18 protein-coding genes are annotated in these 20,928 nt (G+C 60.3%); 7 read left to right on the forward strand and 11 right to left on the reverse strand.

Features of this window, described 5'->3' with window-relative positions; translation table 11 throughout:
• Positions 1 to 15: 15 nt before the first annotated feature.
• Positions 16 to 1,149 carry an NlpC/P60 family protein gene (locus GC425_RS06225; protein WP_231699748.1) on the reverse strand — a complete coding sequence of 378 codons (1,134 nt, stop codon included), beginning with the start codon at positions 1,147 to 1,149 and terminating at the stop codon, positions 16 to 18.
• A gap of 160 nt (positions 1,150 to 1,309) precedes the next feature.
• A complete protein-coding gene (locus GC425_RS06230; RefSeq protein WP_151844396.1) occupies positions 1,310 to 1,918 on the reverse strand; it encodes an NlpC/P60 family protein in 609 nt (202 codons plus the stop codon).
• 459 nt (positions 1,919 to 2,377) lie between these two features.
• Here GC425_RS06230 and GC425_RS06235 point away from each other — a divergent pair, with 459 nt between their 5' ends.
• Positions 2,378 to 3,025 (forward strand): PolC-type DNA polymerase III, encoded by a 648-nt coding sequence (locus tag GC425_RS06235; RefSeq protein ID WP_231699749.1) that lies wholly within the window; start codon positions 2,378 to 2,380, stop codon positions 3,023 to 3,025.
• A 129-nt stretch (positions 3,026 to 3,154) separates the two neighbouring features.
• Here GC425_RS06235 and GC425_RS06240 read toward each other — a convergent pair whose 3' ends face one another.
• The 4 genes from GC425_RS06240 to GC425_RS06255 form a co-directional block, all read right to left on the reverse strand.
• Complete coding sequence (locus GC425_RS06240; protein ID WP_151843061.1) at positions 3,155 to 4,789, reverse strand: cytochrome bc complex cytochrome b subunit; 1,635 nt, start codon at positions 4,787 to 4,789, stop codon at positions 3,155 to 3,157.
• Entirely contained in the window at positions 4,786 to 5,991 is a 1,206-nt protein-coding gene (locus tag GC425_RS06245) for a ubiquinol-cytochrome c reductase iron-sulfur subunit (protein ID WP_151844397.1), read from the reverse strand. Before GC425_RS06245 ends, GC425_RS06240 begins: the two co-directional genes overlap by 4 nt.
• Positions 5,988 to 6,884, reverse strand: coding sequence for a c-type cytochrome (locus GC425_RS06250; protein ID WP_151844398.1), 897 nt, complete (start codon positions 6,882 to 6,884; stop codon positions 5,988 to 5,990). Before GC425_RS06250 ends, GC425_RS06245 begins: the two co-directional genes overlap by 4 nt.
• 82 nt (positions 6,885 to 6,966) lie before the next feature.
• Positions 6,967 to 7,578 carry a heme-copper oxidase subunit III gene (locus GC425_RS06255; RefSeq protein WP_151843058.1) on the reverse strand — a complete coding sequence of 204 codons (612 nt, stop codon included), beginning with the start codon at positions 7,576 to 7,578 and terminating at the stop codon, positions 6,967 to 6,969.
• A gap of 250 nt (positions 7,579 to 7,828) precedes the next feature.
• Here GC425_RS06255 and trpD point away from each other — a divergent pair, with 250 nt between their 5' ends.
• Positions 7,829 to 8,929 carry an anthranilate phosphoribosyltransferase gene (gene trpD, locus GC425_RS06260; protein WP_151843057.1) on the forward strand — a complete coding sequence of 367 codons (1,101 nt, stop codon included), beginning with the start codon at positions 7,829 to 7,831 and terminating at the stop codon, positions 8,927 to 8,929.
• Between the two features lie 144 nt (positions 8,930 to 9,073).
• On the opposite strand, the gene GC425_RS06265 is transcribed toward trpD, so the two are convergent.
• Positions 9,074 to 9,505, reverse strand: coding sequence for a cytochrome c oxidase subunit 4 (locus GC425_RS06265; protein WP_151843056.1), 432 nt, complete (start codon positions 9,503 to 9,505; stop codon positions 9,074 to 9,076).
• Between the two features lie 32 nt (positions 9,506 to 9,537).
• Complete coding sequence (locus GC425_RS06270) at positions 9,538 to 10,629, reverse strand: cytochrome c oxidase subunit II (RefSeq protein WP_151843055.1); 1,092 nt, start codon at positions 10,627 to 10,629, stop codon at positions 9,538 to 9,540.
• Positions 10,630 to 10,992: 363 nt separating this feature from the next.
• On the opposite strand from GC425_RS06270, the gene asnB reads away from it, so the two are divergent.
• Positions 10,993 to 12,930 (forward strand): asparagine synthase (glutamine-hydrolyzing), encoded by a 1,938-nt coding sequence (gene asnB / locus GC425_RS06275; RefSeq protein WP_151844399.1) that lies wholly within the window; start codon positions 10,993 to 10,995, stop codon positions 12,928 to 12,930.
• 132 nt (positions 12,931 to 13,062) lie between these two features.
• Here asnB and GC425_RS06280 read toward each other — a convergent pair whose 3' ends face one another.
• Positions 13,063 to 13,407 carry an iron-sulfur cluster assembly accessory protein gene (locus GC425_RS06280; protein WP_151843053.1) on the reverse strand — a complete coding sequence of 115 codons (345 nt, stop codon included), beginning with the start codon at positions 13,405 to 13,407 and terminating at the stop codon, positions 13,063 to 13,065.
• Between the two features lie 221 nt (positions 13,408 to 13,628).
• Here GC425_RS06280 and GC425_RS06285 point away from each other — a divergent pair, with 221 nt between their 5' ends.
• Complete coding sequence (locus GC425_RS06285) at positions 13,629 to 14,351, forward strand: DUF3043 domain-containing protein (protein ID WP_151843052.1); 723 nt, start codon at positions 13,629 to 13,631, stop codon at positions 14,349 to 14,351.
• A 12-nt stretch (positions 14,352 to 14,363) separates the two neighbouring features.
• Positions 14,364 to 15,356, forward strand: a complete 993-nt coding sequence (locus tag GC425_RS06290) for a nicotinate-nucleotide--dimethylbenzimidazole phosphoribosyltransferase (RefSeq protein ID WP_257822581.1) — start codon at positions 14,364 to 14,366, stop codon at positions 15,354 to 15,356.
• 79 nt (positions 15,357 to 15,435) lie between these two features.
• Here the strand turns inward: GC425_RS06290 and GC425_RS06295 are convergent, their stop codons facing one another.
• Positions 15,436 to 16,554: a branched-chain amino acid aminotransferase gene (locus GC425_RS06295; protein ID WP_151844401.1), complete on the reverse strand. Its 1,119-nt coding sequence runs from the start codon at positions 16,552 to 16,554 to the stop codon at positions 15,436 to 15,438.
• Between the two features lie 60 nt (positions 16,555 to 16,614).
• Between GC425_RS06295 and GC425_RS06300 the strand changes: the two genes are divergently transcribed.
• Positions 16,615 to 18,279, forward strand: coding sequence for a leucyl aminopeptidase (locus tag GC425_RS06300; RefSeq protein ID WP_374707637.1), 1,665 nt, complete (start codon positions 16,615 to 16,617; stop codon positions 18,277 to 18,279).
• Between the two features lie 57 nt (positions 18,280 to 18,336).
• Here the strand turns inward: GC425_RS06300 and GC425_RS06305 are convergent, their stop codons facing one another.
• The gene (locus GC425_RS06305; protein ID WP_151844403.1) at positions 18,337 to 18,732 is read right to left on the reverse strand and encodes an oxidoreductase; all 396 of its coding nucleotides are present in this window, start codon (positions 18,730 to 18,732) and stop codon (positions 18,337 to 18,339) included.
• A gap of 360 nt (positions 18,733 to 19,092) precedes the next feature.
• Here GC425_RS06305 and sucB point away from each other — a divergent pair, with 360 nt between their 5' ends.
• On the forward strand, positions 19,093 to 20,922 hold the full coding sequence (gene sucB, locus GC425_RS06310; protein ID WP_151844404.1) for a 2-oxoglutarate dehydrogenase, E2 component, dihydrolipoamide succinyltransferase: 1,830 nt from the start codon (positions 19,093 to 19,095) through the stop codon (positions 20,920 to 20,922).
• Positions 20,923 to 20,928: the final 6 nt, after the last annotated feature.

The following is a 20,928-nucleotide window of genomic DNA, read 5'->3' on the forward strand; positions in this document are numbered from 1 at the left end:
GAGGAACAGGGCAGCCTAGTAGCGGGAAATACCCACGATCGGCATGGAATCCAGCGGAACAACCTGGACAGGGATTCCATAGTCCGACGCGTGGACGATCTTGCCATCGCCGATGTACATGCCCACGTGCGTGGCGCCTGGGTAGTAGGCCACGATGTCGCCAGGCTGGATGGAGTCACGGCTCACGGACTGGCCACCGTTCAGCTGCGCCTGGGAAGTGCGAGGGATGGTCTTGCCCTGCTGCTGATAGGACCAGTACATCAGGCCGGAGCAGTCGAAAGCGTCCGGGCCTGCAGCACCCCAGCTGTAGGGGCTGCCGAGCTTGGACAGTGCCGCGCCGACCACGCCCTGGGCGTACGCGGAGGCCGCGGGGCTGCCGCCAGCCTTCAGACGGGAGAGGAACTCGTCCACGTTCACGTCGATGGGGCCGTTTTGAGCGACCCAGCGTTCGCGGTCAGCCGGGCTCAGGTTGTCCACGGCCTTCATGACGGTGCGCTTCAGCTCCTCCAGCTGCGCGGAGCGGGACTCCAGCTCTGCCTGCTGGCGAGCCACGTGGCGCTGCTCGGCTTGAGCCTTCGCGCGGGCAAGGGCTGCATCATTGCGCGCGTCCACGATACCCTTGAGGTCCTCCTCCGCGGCCTTGATGGCAAAGGAGTTGTGGTTGGCGATGGATTCCAGGTACGCGGTCTTCTCCACTGCCTCGCGGGGGTCAGCGGAACCAGAGATCGCCGAGAGCTCCGACGCCGTGCCACCGTTGTAGAGAGCACGGGAGACATCCTCTACGCGCCCCTTGGACACCTCCAGCTCAGCGACCCGCTGATCGCTGCGCTGCTGCGCCTCGTCAATACGAGCGTTAGCCTCCTCGATGCGCTTCTGGGACTCAGCCAGCTCGACCTTGAGCGCTTCCACCTGATCGTTGGTTTCCCCGGCAAGGCGGGAGACCTCGCCCACGTGCTTGAGCAGCGCATCCACGTCGGTGGGGATGGGCTTATCCAACAGAGCTTGAATTTCAGCCGCGCGATCCCCCGGTGTGGCGGGAGCGTGCGCTGGTGCATCCTGAGCAACCGCAGCGGGAATGGTCAAGACCGTGGCGGAGCTTCCTAGGGCTACGACAACCGCAGCGGTGCGGAGGGCGGAATTCAACTTCACGAGGTGGTGTCGCTTTCTTGATAACGCTCAGGGCCTATGGGTACAGGCACAAGTGAATGGAGTGAACACAGTGGCTGAAGTGAAAAGCACTGTAACCACCAATGGTCCCGCCTTGATTACTCAAGACGGGACCGGTATGTCCGAATAGTTATATCGTAGCCTAGAAACGCACCACGGAGTTAACTGGCATGTAGTTCATGTCGGTAACCTTCACTGGGGTGCCGGAGTTGATGGCGTGCACAACCTTGCCGTCACCGATGTAGATGGCCACGTGGGAGTTGCCGCCGTAGTAGCCCACAACGTCACCCACCTGAATGTTGGACAGGCTCACAGGGCTTCCGCCGGCGATCTGAGCGGAAGAGGTGCGTGGGATCTTCTTGCCGTGCTGTGCGAATGCCCACTGAACCAGACCGGAGCAGTCGAAGCCAGCTGGGGAGGTTCCACCCCACTGGTATGGAGCGCCCACCTGAGACAGTGCGGAGTCCGCAACCTTCTGGTTGCCAGCGACAGGAGCAGCGATCTTTTCAGCCAGAGGAGACACAGCAGCCTGCTGAGCCACACCGTTCAGCTGCACGCCGGCCTGAGCCAGGTGAGGCTGAGCCTGGGCGGCGAACTCATCTGGAATGTCGAAGGAGAAGCCGGAAGGGATGTGTACAGCTTGAGCGGCCTGCGCGGAGGCTGGCGCCAACACAGCCGCACTGACCCCCACAGCAGCGATGACTGCGGAGTTACGTACGGTGCGATTCGCCTTTACAGAGTGCTTGCCCATGGGGAAGAAAAACCTTTCGAGTGTGCTTGCGTACTGTCAACCCTCCACGCACCGTCTGTGCGTAGTCAGGAACGTCGACGCTCATTGGGAGCGCCAAAGACTTTCCAAAGATTACGAAACGTTATCAACGTTGTCCAATTCGTTGTCAAAATCCGGGCGCTTGAGGCTCAAGATCACGAAGCGTTACCAAACGGACCTTCTCAGGAAACTGCCCGACTGTATCCGATCCACAGAGCCAAGAAGTGCCCCATGAACTGCCCTAACCGATCACACTGAGCAACATCAAAACCTGAGAGAATTACTTCCCATTCACTCTCAAAACTTCTAATGTGATGTGCGTCACATTCCCCAAAAGAGGGGCGCTACAGCCGTTATATAACGTTCTGAGAGGCGACGCACAGCACGAGAAACGTGCGTGCAGACTACGGTCTGTAGGGCCTGCCGACTACACTCACACACGTGAGCCCAACACAGCAAGAGATCATTCAGAAGCTTCAGAGCGCCAAGAACAACAGCGTCACAATCGATATCGAGACCACTGGCCTTGATCCACACTCAGATAGAATCATTGAGATCGCTGCCACACGCATTGTTAACGGTCGCGTGACTGAGAACTTCCACACGCTTGTTAATCCCGCTGTGCGTCTCTCCCCTTTTATTACGGATCTCACGGGCTTAAGTGATGGTCTCCTCGCCACAGCGCCGCGCTTTGAGGAGATTACGGACGAACTCACAGCGTTCCTCCACCTTGATACTGGCACCATCGGGGGCACGGCCCCTGCCGAGGACTTCTACCCCGCCCAGGATTCGGCTATTGACACGTTGGTGGGACACAATGTCCAATTCGATTACGCCTTTTTACAAAGCGAACTCGTTCGCGCCGCCCTGGCTACAGACCAGGCGTACCGGCCATACACGCCTCGGCTTCTCTGTACAGCCGAGGCGGCACGCGCGCTCATCCCCCGTGAGAAGGTTGGCAGGTACCGCCTCGACCGCCTTGCAGAGCTCCTAAACACCCCTCATAAGCCACGGCACCGCGCGCAGGCTGATGTGGCGGCAACCATCGACCTTGTGGCGGAGCTGTCCAAGCTCCCCATCGATGTGTAAAAGAACCACAAGCACAAGAATAAAGGCCCCGGCCACTGTAAGGGAACAGTGTCCGGGGCCTTTATTAATTCTGTGAGCGCAGAGAGAGTACGTGTTCCTAGCCGTTTGGGCTAGGAACCTTGTACCTATTTACTTATCGTCACCCTCAAGCTCGATGCGGTTGCGCTGCTGCAACTTCTCGAACATTTCCTTCTGCTCCAGGTGGTTGCGGTGCTCGATGTCCTCAACCTTGGAGACGATGTCCTGTGGGTCCGCCTTGAAGAAGGAACCACGGGCTGGGTGACCACCGAAGCCAAGTTCGTTCATGGTCTTCGGAACGGCAGCACCCTGGTACTCCAGAGGGATAGCGTGGCCGTGCTCGTCCACAGGGCCCAGTGGCTGGTGAACTTCGATGAACTCACCGCTAGCCAGCTGGCGGATGGTACCGGTCTCGATACCATGCTCCAGAACCTCGCGGTCATTGCGCTGCAGGCTGATGCACAGACGGTAGGTGATGAAGTACGCGATCGGTGGCAGCAGGACCAGGCCGATGCGACCAACCCAGGTCATGGCGTTCAGGGAGATCTGGAAGTGGTACGCAACCAGGTCGTTACCACCGGAGATCGTCAGCAGAACGTAGAACACGATAGCCATCACACCGATAGCGGTGCGGGTAGGCACGTCGCGTGGACGCTGCAGAAGATTGTGGTGGGCGGTGTCGCCCGTCATCTTCTGCTCGATCCATGGGTAGGCGAACAGCAGGGCCACCAGGATTCCGAGGAGCAGGGCTACCCAGAACACGGCGGGGATGGTGTAGTTACCCAGGTAGAGCTCCCACGCTGGCATAACACGTGCTGCACCATCCGTCCACAACATGTAAATATCAGGCTGGGAACCGGCGGACACCTGAGATGGGTTGTATGGACCCAGGTTCCAGATGGCGTTGATCTGGAACAGACCACTCAGCAGTGCGATCACACCAAAGGTGAACAGACCGAAGGATGCGGCCTTGATACCGAACACCGGCAGGATTCGGATACCCACAACGTTGTTCTCGATGCGGCCCGGTCCAGGAAACTGGGTGTGCTTCTGGTACCAGACCAGAGCAACGTGGGCAGCAATCAGAGCCAGCAGGATGCCTGGGATCAGCAGAACGTGTGCGATGTACAGGCGAGGAATGATGATCTCGCCTGGGAAGTCGCCAGCGAACATGATCCAGTGCAGCCAGGTACCAACGATTGGCAGGGCCACAACGATGGCGGACATAATGCGCAGACCAACACCGGACAGCAGGTCGTCTGGCAGGGAGTAGCCGAAGAAGCCTTCTGCCACAGACAGGAGCAGCAGCAAGCAGCCGATGACCCAGTTCGCCTCACGTGGCTTACGGAACGCACCCGTGAAGAAGATGCGGAACATGTGCACCATGATGGAGATGGCGAACAACAGTGCCGCCCAGTGGTGGACCTGGCGGATGAAGAGTCCGCCACGCACCTCAAAGGAAATGTTCAGCGCAGTGTGGTATGCCGCGGACATTTCCACACCGTTCAGTGGTGCGTAGGCACCGTCGTAGATCACCTTGCTCATCGAAGGATCGAAGAACAGGGTGAGGTACACACCTGACAGGATCAGGATGATGAAGGCGTACAACGCGATCTCGCCCAGCATGAAGGACCAGTGCGTTGGGAACACCTTGTTGATGTTTGGGCGGATAATGCCGGAGGCAGTGTACCGCTCGTCGATGTTGTTAGCCGCGAGTGCTGCGCGGTTTACTTTAGTTTTACTCATGAACGACGCTCCCAGAATGCAGGGCCGACAGGCTCAATGAAGTCACCCTTGGCGATAAGGTAGCCCTCTTTGTCCACGGTGATCGGCAGCTGTGGCAATGCACGTGCAGCGGGGCCGAAGACTGGCTTACCGTACTGCAAGGCATCGAACTGCGACTGGTGGCATGGGCAGAGGATGCGGTTGGTCTGCTGCTCGTACAGGGACGTAGGGCAGCCGATGTGGGTACAAATCTTGGAGTATGCGAAGTAGTCACCGTAGTGGAAGTCTTCCTGACCTTCACGTGGGATAGCCTTCAGGGCGTCTGCGTGGCGCAGGCGGATCAGCATCACGGCGTTACGTGGGCCGTGAATGGAGTGCATGTGCTCCTCGTAGACATCCCGGTTAGCATCGTAGACATCGCCGTCGTTGATCATGTCCTCGGTCATAGGGAAGACCGTTTCCATGGCTCCGGCGTCCAGGTCCTCAGCACGCATACGTACCAAGCGGGACACGCCCTTGGTGCTGTAGTGGCCGTCGTGCTTCTCAGCGATAGCAGCGGTGTCGCGGCCCAAGTAGACGGTCTCGCCCTGGGAGGCAAGGGTCCATCCGGTGGTCCACAGGGTGCCGTCACCCTGGATGCCCATTGCCTTAGGCTTCCATGGGTTCTTCACGATGCCGCCCAGTGGCAGGATGATGCTGATTCCAGCCAACACCGCACCAGCACCGGCCAGACCGGCGATCACCGGACGACGGCCAAGGGTGGAGGTCTGCCAAGAGTCATTCAGCAGAGCCACCAGCGTACGGCGGTCAACCTCATCGGACGGACCGTCGTGGCGGGTCTGCACGGAGATCTCTTCAGGAATGAAGGTCTTGGTGTAGGACGCGATACCGATACCCATGAACACCAGAGCCAGGCCACCGGTCACGCCCAGCAGTGGGGTGTACAGGGTGTAGGTCCACAGACCTTCCTGCTCCATGTGCTTGTAGGTCCATGGCCAGAAGAGGTAGACCGCGATGAACGCGATGCCCATCAGCACGGACAGTGCAAAGAAGGTTGCGACCTTGCGCTCAGCGCGCTTTTCAGCTGGGTCGCCAGCAACTGGGAAGCGTTCCTTGCGGTAGGCAACGGTAACGCCGTCGAGCTCAGTTCCGAGACGGGCAAGCTCATCATTGCTCATCTTGTCGAGCTCTTCGTTTGTGTAGTTACGATTCACATCACTCATGAGCGAGATCCAATCCACATTGCGAAGGCGATCATAATAACGATGCCGAAGAACCACATCAGCATGCCCTCAGTCACTGGACCGATTCCGCCCAGTCCGTAACCACCTTGGTTAGGGGTCTCCTTAGAAGACTTGATGAAAGCGATGATGTCCTTCTTCTCATCAGCGGTCAGCTGGCGATCGGAGAACTTAGGCATGTTCTGTGGACCGGTCAGCATAGCCTGGTAGATTTCCTGCTCGTTTGCTGGGTCCAGAACCGGTGCGTACTTACCGCCAGACAGTGCTCCACCACGGCCGGTGAAGTTGTGGCAGGATGCACAGTTCAAACGGAACAGATCGGAACCGCGAGCTACGTCAGCTGGGTCAATCTTGCCGTTCTGGTTGTTCTTTCCGCGCAGGGACTCCATGGAGATGGTGCCGTCCTCGTCGCGAACGATTCCTGGGCCGCCACCATTAGCGTTGACGTATGCGGCCAGAGCCAGGGTCTGCTGCTCGGAGTAGCGTGGCTGCTTGCGAGCGGCCTGTGCTTCGTTGCGGAGCATCGGCATGCGGCCGGAGTGCACCTGGAAGTACACGGCACCTTCGCCAACACCGACCAGAGAAGGTCCACGATCCTTCACACCTTGAAGGTTGGCACCGTGGCAGGTGATACAAGCAATCTCGTAGATCTCCTTACCCTGCTCCACCAAAGCGGTCTCGTCCTGGCGAGCCACTGCGGTCTGAGCGTCAGGAGTTAATGCGTTGGCCAGGAATCCGGCACCGGTCAATGCGAAAGCCAACGCCAAGGCACTCGCCAGAGCCTTACGGATCCTGCGCCGCCGACGAGCGGTCGCACCGCTCGTGGCACCGCTAGCCTGCTGGCTAGCGTCTGCGTGTGTGGAATGTGTTTCCATCTTGTTCCCTCTAAAGATTCGTCAATGGAAGTTTGATGGGCTGTAGGCCGTTCGGGTGTTTACACCCAGCGACCGTTACGGCCTACTGGATGAAGTAAATGGTGATCCACAGTGCAATCCAGACCACGTCGACGAAGTGCCAGTAGTAAGACACAACAACGGCAGCGGTTGCCTGCGCTGGGGTGAACTTAGATTTAGCGGTTCGCAGCAGCACCACACCGAAGGCCAGGACACCCGCGAGAACGTGGGCACCGTGGAAGCCGGTGGTGATGTAGAAGGCGGAGCCGTACACGGAACCTGGGATGGTGGTGCCGTGCTGCACGAGGTGTGCGTACTCGTAGCCCTGTCCGATGAGGAACACAAGTCCCATCAGAGCAGAGATTGCGTACCACTTACGCAATCCGAATACGTCTCCCCTCTCCGCTGCGAACACGCCAAACTGTGCGGTCACGGAGGACGCCACCAGGATGATGGTGATTCCCGCCGCGAATGGCACATTCAGCTCGGTCGGTTCGGAGGGCCAATTCCCTCCGGAGTTGGCCTTGGACACGAAGTACATCGCGAACAGACCAGCAAAGAACATTAATTCTTGAGACAGGAACACAATCGTGCCGACACTGACCATATTTGGACGGTTCAATGTCGCAACACGCTGTGGTGCTGCCATACCTGGGTTTTCAACTGCGCTCGTCACGCTTATTAGTATGACGGTTCGAGGGGTGTAAGTCGATTCATCGGGGGCGTTTTCTTGCAGCTTTCTGTAAAAATGCAGGTAAAACCTTGGGGGAAGCTGTCAAACCCACCCCTTTGGGGCTAGTGGAAAAATCTCTTGGGATTGTTGGGAACTTTCTTTGATTGATATCCGACGCCCAGCCTCACGCCCCTCCTGCCTCACGTGCAACCCCAGTATCACGACCCAAAAGCATGCTGACTACCATGGTGGCATGAACCACATCAACATCAACTCAGATACCGCCGATACACCGGCATCTCGCTCTTCTCAGGACTGGTCCTGGCCCGGAGTGTTGAACCTGATCGGCTCTGGCGACGCTCTTCCCGACGCGGCGGTGCACTGGGCAATGTCTCAGATTATGGGCGGAGAGGCTACGCCCGCCCAGATTTCCGCCTTTGCGTTCGGAATCAAGGTCAAGGGCATTACGCCTGAGGAATTGGCCGCAGCCGCGGAGACGATGAGCAGCTTCGCCCAAACGGTAGACACCGGGGACATCACGGATGCCGTGGACATCGTCGGCACGGGCGGCGATGGCCACCACACGGTCAATATCTCCACCATGGCGAGCTTCGTGCTGGCGGGACTGGGGACCACTGTGGTCAAGCACGGTAACCGTGCAGCCAGCTCCAAGTGCGGCGGCGCGGATCTTCTGGAGCAATTGGGCTACCGCATTGAGCGCACGCCCGAGGAGATCGTCAAGGACATGGCCCGTACACACTTTGGGTTCATGTTCGCCAAGACCTATCACCCTGCGATGCGTTTCGCAGGCCCCGTGCGCTCGGAGCTCAAGGTGCCCACGCTATTTAACCTTCTGGGACCGCTCACCAACCCTGCTCAGCCGCGCTACGGGCTGATTGGCTGCGCGTTTGAGGACCAGCAGGAGGTCATGGCTCGCGCCTTTGCTCAGCGCGGCGATAGGGTTCTGGTGGTTCGTGGACACGACGGCATGGACGAGATCACCATCTCCGGCCCCACCCACGTAGTCGCCACCAATTCCGACGGAAGCATCACCCACTTCGACCTCTCCCCCGAGGACTATGGTTTCGAGACCGCGTCGCTTGAGTCCCTCCGTGGCGGCGATGCAGCGTTCAACGCCACCGTTGCCCAGCAGCTCTTCGCCGGGGAATTGGACGGCCCGGTCAAGGCTGCGGTCTTAATGAATGCGGCGGCAGCGCGCGCGACCGTCACGGGCTGGGGAGACGCCACCGACGCGGACTCCATCAAGGAAGCGATCCTTCAGCAGCTGCCGTTCGTGCGTGAGTCTCTGGAGTCTGGCGCGGCACAGAAGGCTCTGCTCACCGCCACGTCCTAATACACTCACTGCCACCACGTAACAGGCTCGGCGCCACCCGCTGAGCCACGAACCGGCCGCTGAGCTACGAAAAGGGTGGGCTAGGAATCCTTAATCAGGATTCCTAGCCCACCCTTTTAGGTAATGAGGGTAGTCAGCGCGTGACTAGTGCTTCTCTGGTGGAAGACCGTACTGCAGGTTCAGCATCGTTGCGGTGTAGATCAGGCACACAGCGCCGGCCACGATCAGCCAGTAGTGCCAAAAGCCAATGCCGAGTCCCAGGATCACGATGGACACGGTCATTGCGAAAGGCCAGATGGAGCTTGCAGAGAAGAAGCCCAAAACGCCCTCTCCGTCCTCGATCTCTGCTTCTTCCCAGTCAGCAGGTCCGATGTCGGACTTGGACTCGGTGAGGTGCAGGTACACAGCCAGCATCAATGCCAGCAGGCCACCCAGGGTCATGCCGACCACGCCGGACCACTCGATGCCCTTCAGTGCCGCGGAGTGGTCCACGGTGATGGTTCCGATGATGTAGACCGTGGTGACGATAGCGAAGAACAGTGCGATACCGTAGAAGAGTTTTGCGCCTGAAGCCATGTCAGATTCTCTCTTTCCTGAAGTATTTTCTACTACGCCGCGTTGCGGTCGGTGTAGTTTTCATTGGCGGTACGGGTACCCGCACGCTCGGTCTCGAATGGGTGAGTGGAGGTTGCGTATGGAGCTTCGTTGATCTCCTTCAGTGCCGCGGAGTTCGGTGCATCTGGGTTCTGCTTACGGAACTCGATGTACTGCTTGAACTTCTCAGGGGACACAACGCGGATCTCGAAGTTCATCATCGCGTGGTAGGTACCACACATCTCAGCACAACGGCCGACGAATGCGCCTTCCTTGTTGATCTCGCGCACCTGGAAGCGACGCTCCTGCTGGTTCGCCTCAGGGTGGTTGTACACATCGCGCTTGAAGAGGAACTCAGGAACCCAGAAGGCGTGGGACACGTCAGCGGATGCCAGGTCGAACTCGATGGCGGTGTTGGAAGGAAGAACCAGAACTGGGATCTCTTCGGTGGTGCCGGTGGTCTCAATCTTGCTGAAACGCAGGTGGCTGTAGTCATCCTTAGACTTGCCGTGGATTGGTCCTGGGATTGGGTGGCCGTGCTTATCCACGCCCAGATCCTCGTACTTGGACTCCTCAGCTGCCTTCTGTGCAGCCTCGTCGGTCAGCTTCTCACCGTAGACATTGGCGTAGCCGAACTTCCAGTTCCACTGGAATGCGGTCACGTCCACGGTCACCTCTGGGTCCTTGTCCAGTGCGGTGGCCTCATCCTGAGCCTGAACGTTGAAGAAGAACAGGGTCAGAACGGTCAGCACTGGCATCAGGGTCAGAACCAACTCAAGTGGCACGTTGTAGGCGGTCTGACGAGGGAACTCCTCGTGATCACCACGGCGGGTGCGAGCCTTGTCGTTGTAGCGTGCCATCACAAAGAACATCAGGCCCCACATGATGAAGCCGATGATCCAGGCAGCTACCCAGACCCACACCCAGAAGTTGCCCAGCTGCTGGGCCTCTGGGGTGATGCCCTTCGGCCAACCGAAACGCAGCAGTTCAAAGAACTTATTCTCTGGTGGATTTACGGTACAACCAGCCAGGGCAAGGCCACTGAAGCCCAGTACGCCTGCCAAGCCAAGACGGCGAGTCAAACCGTGTACTTTTCGCTGTTCCACGCGATTATTGCCTTCCTCATTAACACGTCGTTTGGTGCTGGTATCGCCGGCTTGTGAAAACCTGTCGCTATCTGCAGTACATAGCGTGAAGCAAAACCAGACCACTTCAACGAATGACTTTAGTGCATTTATCCTCACTTGCCATCATCACATCCATTCAAACCCCACATTTCCGGGGTATCGTCCCCCTATTTGCCCCCAACTGGGGCACGGGCGTGATCTATCCCACTTTTTTGCGAGACCCCGGTTGCGCTCGCACGCCAGAGAAAAGCGCGCCAGGCGTCGGATATAGAGGCAGATCTCCACCGGCCTCACAGCGTGGCAGGTGGTTAGCACACGGTTCACAGCGTAAAGTGCGATCTCATGTGTGGATTGCTAGGTTTCATTGCCGCCGACGGCTCAGCAGATCAATACGTCAACGCCGTGGAAGCGGCCCTCCCGTGCATGCATCATCGCGGCCCGGATGACAGTGGCACGTGGCACGACGACAACGTGGTGTTCGGATTCAACCGTCTGTCCATCATTGACATTGATCACTCGCACCAGCCTCTGCAATGGGGACCAGAGGGTGACGACAAGCGCTACACCTTGACCTTCAACGGTGAGATCTACAATTACCTGGAGCTACGCGAGGAGCTTCAGGCCGAAGGCTACACCTTTAATACTGAAGGTGATGGCGAGCCGATCGTGGTGGGATTCCACCACTGGGGCCCCGACGTGGTGCACCACCTGCGCGGCATGTTTGCCTTCGCCGTGTGGGATTCGGCCGAGCAATCCCTGTTCATCGCCCGTGACCAATTCGGCATTAAGCCAATGTTCGTGGCGACCACCTCCGCGGGCACGGCCTTTGGCTCCGAGAAGAAGTGCATCCTGTCCATGGCGGACGCGATCGGCCTGTCCGAGGAGCTCGACATCCGCGCCATCGCCCACTACACCGACCTCCAATACGTGCCCGAGCCGGAGACCCTTCATCGTGGAATCCGACGCCTGGAGTCCGGTTCCTACGGCATCATTACCCCTGGCGGCACGCTGCAGGAGACTCGATGGTTCGAGCCGACGTTTCCAGTTCGCCCCGTATCGTCCGGTTCGGAGACGCAGGTCTTTAAGAAGATCGCCGAGGCTCTGGAAGATTCCGTGGAGAAGCACATGCGCGCGGATGTGACCGTGGGCTCCTTCCTGTCCGGCGGTATCGACTCCACCGCCATCGCCACCCTGGCGAAGCGTCACAACCCGAACCTGCTGACGTTCACCACCGGCTTCGAGCGAGAGGGCTACTCGGAGATCGACGTGGCGGCGGAATCCGCCGCGGCGATCGGCGTGGAGCACATCGTCAAGGTGGTCTCCCCCGAGGAATTCGCGGCTGCTATCCCGCAGATCATCTGGTACTTGGACGATCCCGTAGCGGACCCTGCGCTGGTGCCGCTGCACTTCGTGGCCGCCGAGGCACGTAAGCACGTGAAGGTCGTCCTGTCGGGCGAGGGTGCCGATGAGCTCTTCGGTGGCTACACGATCTACAAGGAGCCACTGTCCCTGGCGCCGTTCGATAAGGTTCCCTCTCCCCTGAAGAAGGTCCTGGCGAAGGTGGGCGACGCCATGCCAGAGGGCGTGCGCGGAAAGTCCCTGCTGCAGCGCGGCACCATGAGCATGGAGGACCGCTACTACGGCAACGCTCGGTCCTTTAACTACCAGCAGCTCGAGCGCGTGCTGCGAGAAATCCGCCCGGAGTGGGACCACCGTGAAGTCACCGCCCCAATCTATGCGAAGTCCACGTCCATGGACCCCGTGGCACGCATGCAGCACCTGGACCTGTTCACGTGGATGCGCGGCGACATCCTGGTGAAGGCCGACAAGATCAACATGGCCAACTCGCTGGAGCTGCGCGTTCCGTTCCTGGACAAGGTGGTCTTCGAGGTTGCCGAGACTTTGCCTCACGAGCTGAAGGTCTCCCACGGCACCACCAAGTACGCGCTGCGCAAGGCCATGGAGTTCATCGTTCCGGAGCACGTGTTGAACCGGAAGAAGCTCGGCTTCCCTGTTCCGCTGCGCCACTGGTTGGCCGGCGATGAGCTCTACGGCTGGGCCAAGGAGAACATCGAGGCATCCCAGACCGACCATATCTTCAACAAGGCCGAGGTCCTGGCGATGCTGGACGAGCACAGGACGGCCATGAACTCCGGTTCCGGCCCAGATCACTCCCGCCGTATTTGGACGGTACTGTGCTTCATGATCTGGCACGGTATCTTCGTGGAGCACCGGATCACGCCGGACATCGACCAGCGGGACTACCCGGTACGCCTCTAGGCGTCCTCCTCTGAGTGCCCTCCCCTGGGTCCTCCACACATCACAGAAGGTCCCCACCCGTCACGGGTGGGGACCTTCGTAGTACTAGAAGCCGACAAGCCTCCCAGCGGCTTCTGCTCAATCACGCTGGAATCAGGAGAAGGAGTCACCGCAGGCGCAGGAGCCGGTGGCGTTGGGGTTGTCGATGGTGAAGCCCTGGGACTCGATGGTGTCCGCGAAGTCAATCTTCGCGCCGGTGAGGTATGGGGAAGACATGCGGTCAACCACCAGGTTCACTCCGTCGAAGTGGTCAACAATGTCGCCGTCCAGCTGACGATCATCGAAGAACAGCTGGTAGCGCAGGCCGGCGCATCCACCGGGCTGAACTGCAATGCGCAAGGCCAGGTCGTCACGGCCTTCCTGAGCCAGCAACGCTGCGGCCTTTTCCTGAGCTGCTGGGGTCAGCTCAACACCCGTCAAAGATTCTGGAGCAGTCATGTGCGTCCTCTACTTTCCTTATGTCTGAACCCCACGATCACTCCTATTACGAGCTCACGAGATCCCAAGGATATCGGGACACTCCCGATAGGTCTACCCCTCATAAACTACACCCTGGTCTGAACCTATGCCACTAAGGTCTGAACCTATGCCACTAGGCCCGCTCCCCTTCCCGCGTGCCTTTATAGACTAAAGATTCTCGCTGCTCTAACCTGTTAAGCGTGAAAAAGCCGAAATCGTCCGAAAAGTCCACCGCCGCTGCCGAGGCGAACTCCACTCACGCGAACTCCGCAGAACCTAACTCCGCAGAGTCCACCGACTCTTCCGCGCCTACCCGCAGCGCCGCGTTCACTCCGAAAAAGGGCAAGCCCACGCCCAAGCGCAACGAGGTTGAGCGCCAAGCGGGCGTTCGTCGTACATCCTTCGAAGCTCCGACCACCCCAGCCGAGGCGCGCAAGCGCCGCAAGGAACTGAAGCAGTCGATGTCCAAGGAAGAGTACAAGGCGATGAAGCAGCGTCAGCGCGATGAGGCCGCGCGGGAGCGCCGCAAGGCCAACGAGCGCATGATGGCGGGCGATGAGAAGTACTTGATGGAGCGCGATAAGGGCCGCGAGAAGCGCCTGGTGCGTGACTTCATTGACTCCCGGCGGTTCATCATGAACATCTTCCTGCCGCTGACCCTGGTGGTCGTGCTGGTGATGCTGGTGGGCACGCGCAATCCTCAAATTGCCAACCTCGCGTCCCTGGTGATGATGGCCATCTTCCTGATCCTTCTGCTGGAAGGCATCTGGGTGGGCCGCCGGGTCAATAGGCTGGTCAATGAGCGTTACCCGGACAACCCCTTCGGGAAGTTCCACTTGGGTATGTATGCGTTTACCCGCGCCACGATGCTGCGCCGTTTCCGCACTCCTGCTCCGCAGAAGAATATCGGCGATTCCGTCTAGGAACGTGTCCCGATGACTTCTATCGTGTTTCCGCAGGTCACACCACCGGACAACGCCGCACGTGACGCGATGCGCGAACAATGGACGCGCCGGCGTCGAATTCATTCATCATCCACCGCGACCGTCAACCCGGGCGATGGCCTCGGCTCCATTGCCCTGTGGCTCGCGGGATGCATGCCGGCGAAGGACGCCCACGCCGATGCGGGGCTGGAGAACGTGCGCCACATTGTGGTCGCTGGCAATCACCCCGTGGGTGAGGCGATCCCGGAAATCTCCCATGTGTCTGCGGGCCAGGCGGGGTTGGACGAATCCCTGGAGCTGACCGCCGATGATGTCCATGTTGAATCGTTATGGGTCGACGCCCAGCGTCACGCCCCACAGGCCCACCCCGCAGATCGGGGCGATGCTTTGACGGAGGAGGAGTTCGACTCTGCCGTGCGGGCTGGGATGGATCTTGCGGACGCCCAGGCCGATTCGGGGGTCTCCCTGTTGTTGGTCGGCGATCATGGACGCGGCCTCACGTCCACTGCCGCAGTGGTGGTAGGCAGCCTCTGCACGGTGGAACCCGTGCGCGTGGTGGGGCGCGGCTCGGGCATAGATGACAGCGCGTGGCGACAGAAGGTCACCTATATCCGCGATGCGATGTACCGCGTCCGGGACGATCGTGCCGCGGCGCAGCGCGTGCTGCGCAAGGCTGGGAGCGCGGATCTTGCGGTGCTGGTGGGACTGTTGGCGCAGGCCGCGGTGCGCCGCACCCCTGTGGTGTTCGATGGCGCCGGGGTGGCTGCTGCGGCCCTGGTGGCACACGCGATGGTGCCTGGTGCAAGTGAGTGGTGGGCGGCTGCGTCGGCGGGGACGGAGCCGGCGACCCGGGAGGCGTTGGCGTACCTGGATCTGACGCCACTGTTGGATCTGTCTCTAGACACAGATCAGGGCACCTGCGCGTTGCTCGCCCTGCCGATCATTCGGCATGCGTGGCGCACGGTGCCCCGGGTAACTGACTAGCGGTCACTACCAAGTGTTTGGCTCACGGTGGCTGTTGATTGAGTCCGTGAGCCGTGAGGCCATACGCTGTTGCGGACGGTTAGTCCTTCAGCGTGACCATCCAGCCGTGAACATCCTCCACGGATCCGCGCTGGATTCCGGTGAGGTGCTCGCGAAGCTTCATGGTGATCTCGCCGGCCTCGCCGCCGTTAACCTGGAACTCGCCGCCCTTGTGCTTCACCACACCGACGGGTGTGACCACAGCGGCGGTGCCGCAGGCGAAGGCCTCCGTCATCTCTCCGCTGGTGGCTGCGCGCTCCCACTCTTCAGTGGAGATCAGACGCTCTTCCACGGTGTACCCCAGGTCCTCAGCAATATCCAGCAGCGAGGAACGCGTCACGCCCGGCAGCAGGGATCCCGTGAGCTCCGGTGTCACCAGGGTGACGTTGTCGCCGGAGCCGTAGACGAAGGCAAGGTTCATGCCTCCCATTTCCTCCACGTACTTGTGCTCCACGGCGTCCAACCACACCACCTGGTCGCAGCCCTGCTGCTCTGCGAAGGACTGGGCGATGAGGGAGGCGGCGTAGTTGCCCGCGAACTTGGCGGCACCGGTGCCACCGCGCACCGCGCGGACGTACTCGGTGGCCAACCACACGGACACGGGCTTCACGCCACCCTTAAAGTACGCACCGGCCGGGGAGGCGATCACGCAGAAGGTGTAGGAGTTCGCCGGGTGCACGCCCAGGCCCACCTCTTGGGAGATCATAAAAGGCCGGTAGTACAGGGCTTCCTCGCCACCGGCCGCAGGGACCCAGCGGTGATCCACGGCGGTGAGCTGCTTGAGGGATTCAATGAACAGCTCCTCGGGGAGCTTCGGCATGGCCAGACGCTCGGCGGAGTCCTGGAAGCGAGCGGCGTTGCGCTCCGGGCGGAACGTTTGGATGGATCCGTCTTCCTGGCGGTAGCCCTTCAGGCCCTCGAAGATTGCCTGTCCGTAATGCAGCACGGACGTGGCGGGATCCAGTTGCAGTGGCGCGTAGGGAACCACGCGTGCGTCGTGCCAGCCAGCATCCGCATCCCAATCAATCAGCACCATGTGATCGGTGAAGTACGTACCGAAGCCCGGCTGGGCCAAAATTTCCGCTACCCTCTCGTCGCTTGCCGCGTTGTCGTTGAGGGTAACGGAGAAGGAGTCTTTAGTAGCTGGCACATAAGTCATGTCCTTATCGTACAACTCACCTCCCACACGTGTACCGCTCCCCTCGGCTTTGTTCGGGGTATGGTGGTGAGCGTTGTCACTAAAACATGTGAAAAGGTGGTTTCTCTCGTGTCCCAGCCCGCTGTCACTCCGTCCAACTTGTCCCGCGGTCATGTGCCGGAACTATCCATCGCACCGTTGGGCGCCGATGCTCACGATTCACTCACGGCCGACGTCCTCATCGTGCCCGTGTTCCACGGCGAGAACGGACTTGAACTGGCCGGGAGCCTAGGAGGCGCGTGGGGCCGAGGCCTCGAGATCACTCTGTGGAAGCTGCTTGTATCCCTGGGCGCCCAGGGCACACCAGGCGAAGTCACTACTGTTCCCGCAGCCTCTATTTTCTCCCACGATGACGAGTCAGAAGAGGCCGGCGCAGACTCCACTAAAGAGTCTTCCCCCTTCACCACCATCATCGCCATCGGCTTGGGCGATAGCGATGAGCTGACCGCCGAAACCATCCGCGAGGGTGCCGGCACCGCCATTCGTGCAGTACAGCGCACCAAGGATCAGGAACCGGCCTCCGTGGTATCCATGCTGGGCATCTTCGATCCCGAGGCCGCGGTGATCGGCCACGCCTTGGGCGCCTACACTTACGCCGGTTTTAAGGAAGCGAAGCCCTCCGTGGCCACGGTGAGTGTGGTGACCCCTCCTGCCACCGAGGAGGACAACAGTGCCGACGAGATCCTGCAGCATGCCCGGGTGCTGGTGGACAGTGTTGCGCTGGCCCGCGACCTGGTCAACGCTCCCGCCAATGTGCTCTACCCGGAGTCCTATGCCTCCTTCATTAAGAACGCGGCTGAGGCTGAGGGCCTGGAGGTGGAGATTCTCAAGGAATCCCAGCTGGAGGAGCAAGGCTATGGTGGCATCCTCGGCGTAGGACAGGGCTCTGCCCGCCCGCCCCGTTTGGTGCGTGTGAGCTACAACAAGGACGCTCAGGACACCCCACTGGTGGCTCTGGTGGGCAAGGGAATCACCTTCGATACCGGCGGCATCTCCCTGAAGCCTGGGGCCAACATGTGGAACATGATCTCGGACATGGGCGGCTCGGCGGCCGTGGTGGGATCCATCATCGCCGCCGCACGCCTGGGCCTGAACCTGCGGGTCACCGCCACCATTCCACTCGCGGAGAACATGCCTGGCGACAAGGCCACGCGCCCCGGCGACATCATTGTGCATTACGGCGGGTTGAGCTCCGAGGTTCTTAATACCGACGCCGAAGGTCGCCTTGTCCTGGCCGATGCGATCGCCCGCGCGTGTGAGGATGAGCCGGCCTTCCTCATTGAAACGGCTACCCTCACGGGAGCTCAGATGGTGGCTTTGGGTGAGCGCACGCCTGGCATCATGGGATCCATCGAGTTCCGTGATCGCGTGTCCATGATTTCCCAGAATGTGGGTGAGAATGCGTGGCCTATGCCACTGCCGAAGGAGCTGGCGAAGGAAAACACCAGCGATGTGGCCGATCTGAAGAACATCTCTACCTCCCGCTGGGGCGGCATGAGTGTGGCCGGGCACTACCTGTCCAAGTTCGTGGCCGAGGGCGTTCAGTGGGTGCACATGGATGTGGCCGGGCCGGCCTACAACACGGGTTCCGCGCACGGATACACCCCGAAGCGCGGAACGGGTGTTCCAGTTCGCACGATCGTGGCCAGCTTGGAGGCCATCGCGCGTGGCGAGGTCGATCACTAGGCAGCGCGCAGCCGACAGTCTGACGTGCGCTAGAGAAGCGCACGCAGGACCGGTCGCTTAGGAGCAGTCCGCGTCCTTCTGGGCCTGCCGGGCGGCGCGGCGCTGCCGCTGCTCCTCGCGGGCTTTGAGCAGCCGATCGCGCTCAATTTTTTCGCGCATGCGTTGCGGGTAACCGGTCTCTTCCGCGAAATAGAGAGGGATTCCCACACCGCGCGCCACGGCGTCGATCCCCTTCGGGCCACCAATGGCGCGGCGCGTCCACTCCCCTGCGGCGTCCACCAGCACCACGGACATCTCATTGACCAGCGTTTCGGGTTCCACAAACCCCTCTACCCCGGTGCGTCCGGACGTCCACCGCTTGAGGTAGTCCAGATCTTTCGCGCGCACGGTCTGCCCCGGCGCCCGCGGAGGTGTGGCGCCTTTGTTCTTCGAACGTCCGAAAAGATTAAACACAGGAACTCATTTTACGGCAGGATGCGCTCATCTTTTTCGGAACAGTTAACTACTGCCCCATAATCCTTCTAGTTCCATAATCTTTAGGCGGCGTGGTGAACCGTAGGCTGCGGCGTCCCCGAGGCGGAGCTGGGGACCTTTCGGGGTGGACACTCGGCGTCGAATATCTCTGGGAGCACACAGGACGACCCACTGTCACCAGCAGATACGGGCACAGACAGTGGGTGTGCACGCACGTATTGAGCACCGCCGCGGTTGTGCTGCAGCGGGCATTATGCGACCTCGCGTGAAGAACACCTCGTGTTTGAGTAGGCTTGAGACCGTTAATCGCAGCTTTAAACCTTGAGGAGCTTCACAGATATGGCGCACAACGTCGAAATGCCCGAACTGGGCGAGTCCGTCACCGAGGGCACGATTACCCAGTGGCTGAAGAAGGTCGGCGACACCGTGGAGGTCGACGAGCCTCTCCTGGAAGTTTCCACCGACAAGGTCGATACCGAGATCCCTTCCCCCGTCGCCGGAGTGCTGCTCGAGATCAAGGCTGATGAGGACGAGACCATCGACGTCGGTGACGTCATTGCTGTGATCGGTGACGAGGATGAGGCGTCTGACTCTTCGGACGACGCCGACGATGCTGACGCTGATGATGCAGATGGCGCTGATGAGGCGGACGATCAGGACGACGCCGCTGACGATGCTGACGACGAGGATGCCGACGACGCCGACGAGTCCTCCGATGACGAAGATGATGAGGACGACGAAGCAGACGATGAGGACGCTGCCGCCGAGTCCGGTGACGCTGAAGATGTGACCATGCCAGAGTTGGGCGAGTCCGTCACCGAGGGAACCATCACCCAGTGGCTGAAGAAGGTCGGCGACTCCGTGGAGGTCGACGAGCCACTGCTGGAGGTCTCCACGGACAAGGTGGACACGGAGATTCCTTCCCCAGTGGCGGGCACCCTGGTGGAGATCGTGGCTGACGAGGATGACACCGTGGATGTGGGCGACGTCATCGCGCGCATCGGCGACGGTTCTGCACCCAAGAAGTCCTCGAAGAAGTCCAAGGACTCCGAGAAGTCTGAGAAGTCTGACGACAAGGACGAGAAGAAGTCTGAGAAGTCCGAGGACACGAAGGCTGACGAGTCCAAGGAGGATAAGAAGGCCGAGAAGTCTGAAGACAAGGACGAGAAGAAGTCCGCCGGCGAGCCGTCCGAGGACAACCTCCCCTATGTCACCCCACTGGTCCGCAAGCTGGCCGAGAAGCACAGCGTGGACCTGTCCACCGTGTCCGGAACGGGCGTGGGTGGCCGCATCCGCAAGCAGGATGTTCTGGCCGCAGCGGACAAGACCTCCGAAGACACGACCTCTGGCTCTGACGAGTCTGGCTCTGCCACGTCTGAGACCTCCCAGTCCTCCGGCAACGCCGGTTCCCGCGCCTCCACGCACAAGGTGGATCCTCGCAAGGAAGAGCTGCGCGGAAGCACCCAGCGCATCAACCGCGTCCGCGAGGTGACTGCCTCCAAGACCTTGGAGTCCCTGCACTCCTCTGCACAGCTCACCCAGGTTCACGAGGTGGATGTCACCGGCATCACCAACCTGATCGCAGCACACGAGGAGGCTTACGCAGACAAGCACGGTGCGGAGCTCACTGTTGTTCCGTTCTTCGCGAAGGCCATCGTCGAGGCTCTGGTGTCCCACCCGAACATCAACGCGTCCTACAACGCGGAGACGAAGGAAGTCACCTACCACGAGTCCGTGAACCTGAGCGTCACCGTGGACACGGAGGAGGGCCAGCTCAGCCCTGTAATCGCGGATGCACAGAAGCTGTCTCTGCCGGAGCTGGCTCAGGCCATCGTTGATGTGGCCGATCGCGCGCGCAACTCCCAGCTCAAGCCAAACGACCTGGCTGATGGCACCTTCACTCTGACCGACATCGGTTCCGAAGGCGCCCTCACCGATACGCCAATCCTCACTCCTCCGCAGGCTGCGCTGGTGGCCACCGGCCGCATTGTGCGCCGCCCGGTCATCATGGAGGAGGACGGCAGCGAGGCCATCGCTATCCGTTCCATGGTGTTCCTGCCGATCACCTACGATCACCGCATTATCGACAGTGCCGACGCTGGACGCTTCCTGTCCACCGTCCGTGATCGCCTGGAGAAGGCCGACTTTGAGGCGGACCTGGAGCTCTAAGCCCTC

The sequence above is a fragment of the Corynebacterium sp. zg254 genome, from assembly GCF_024701495.1.
Lineage (GTDB): Bacteria > Actinomycetota > Actinomycetes > Mycobacteriales > Mycobacteriaceae > Corynebacterium > Corynebacterium zhongnanshanii.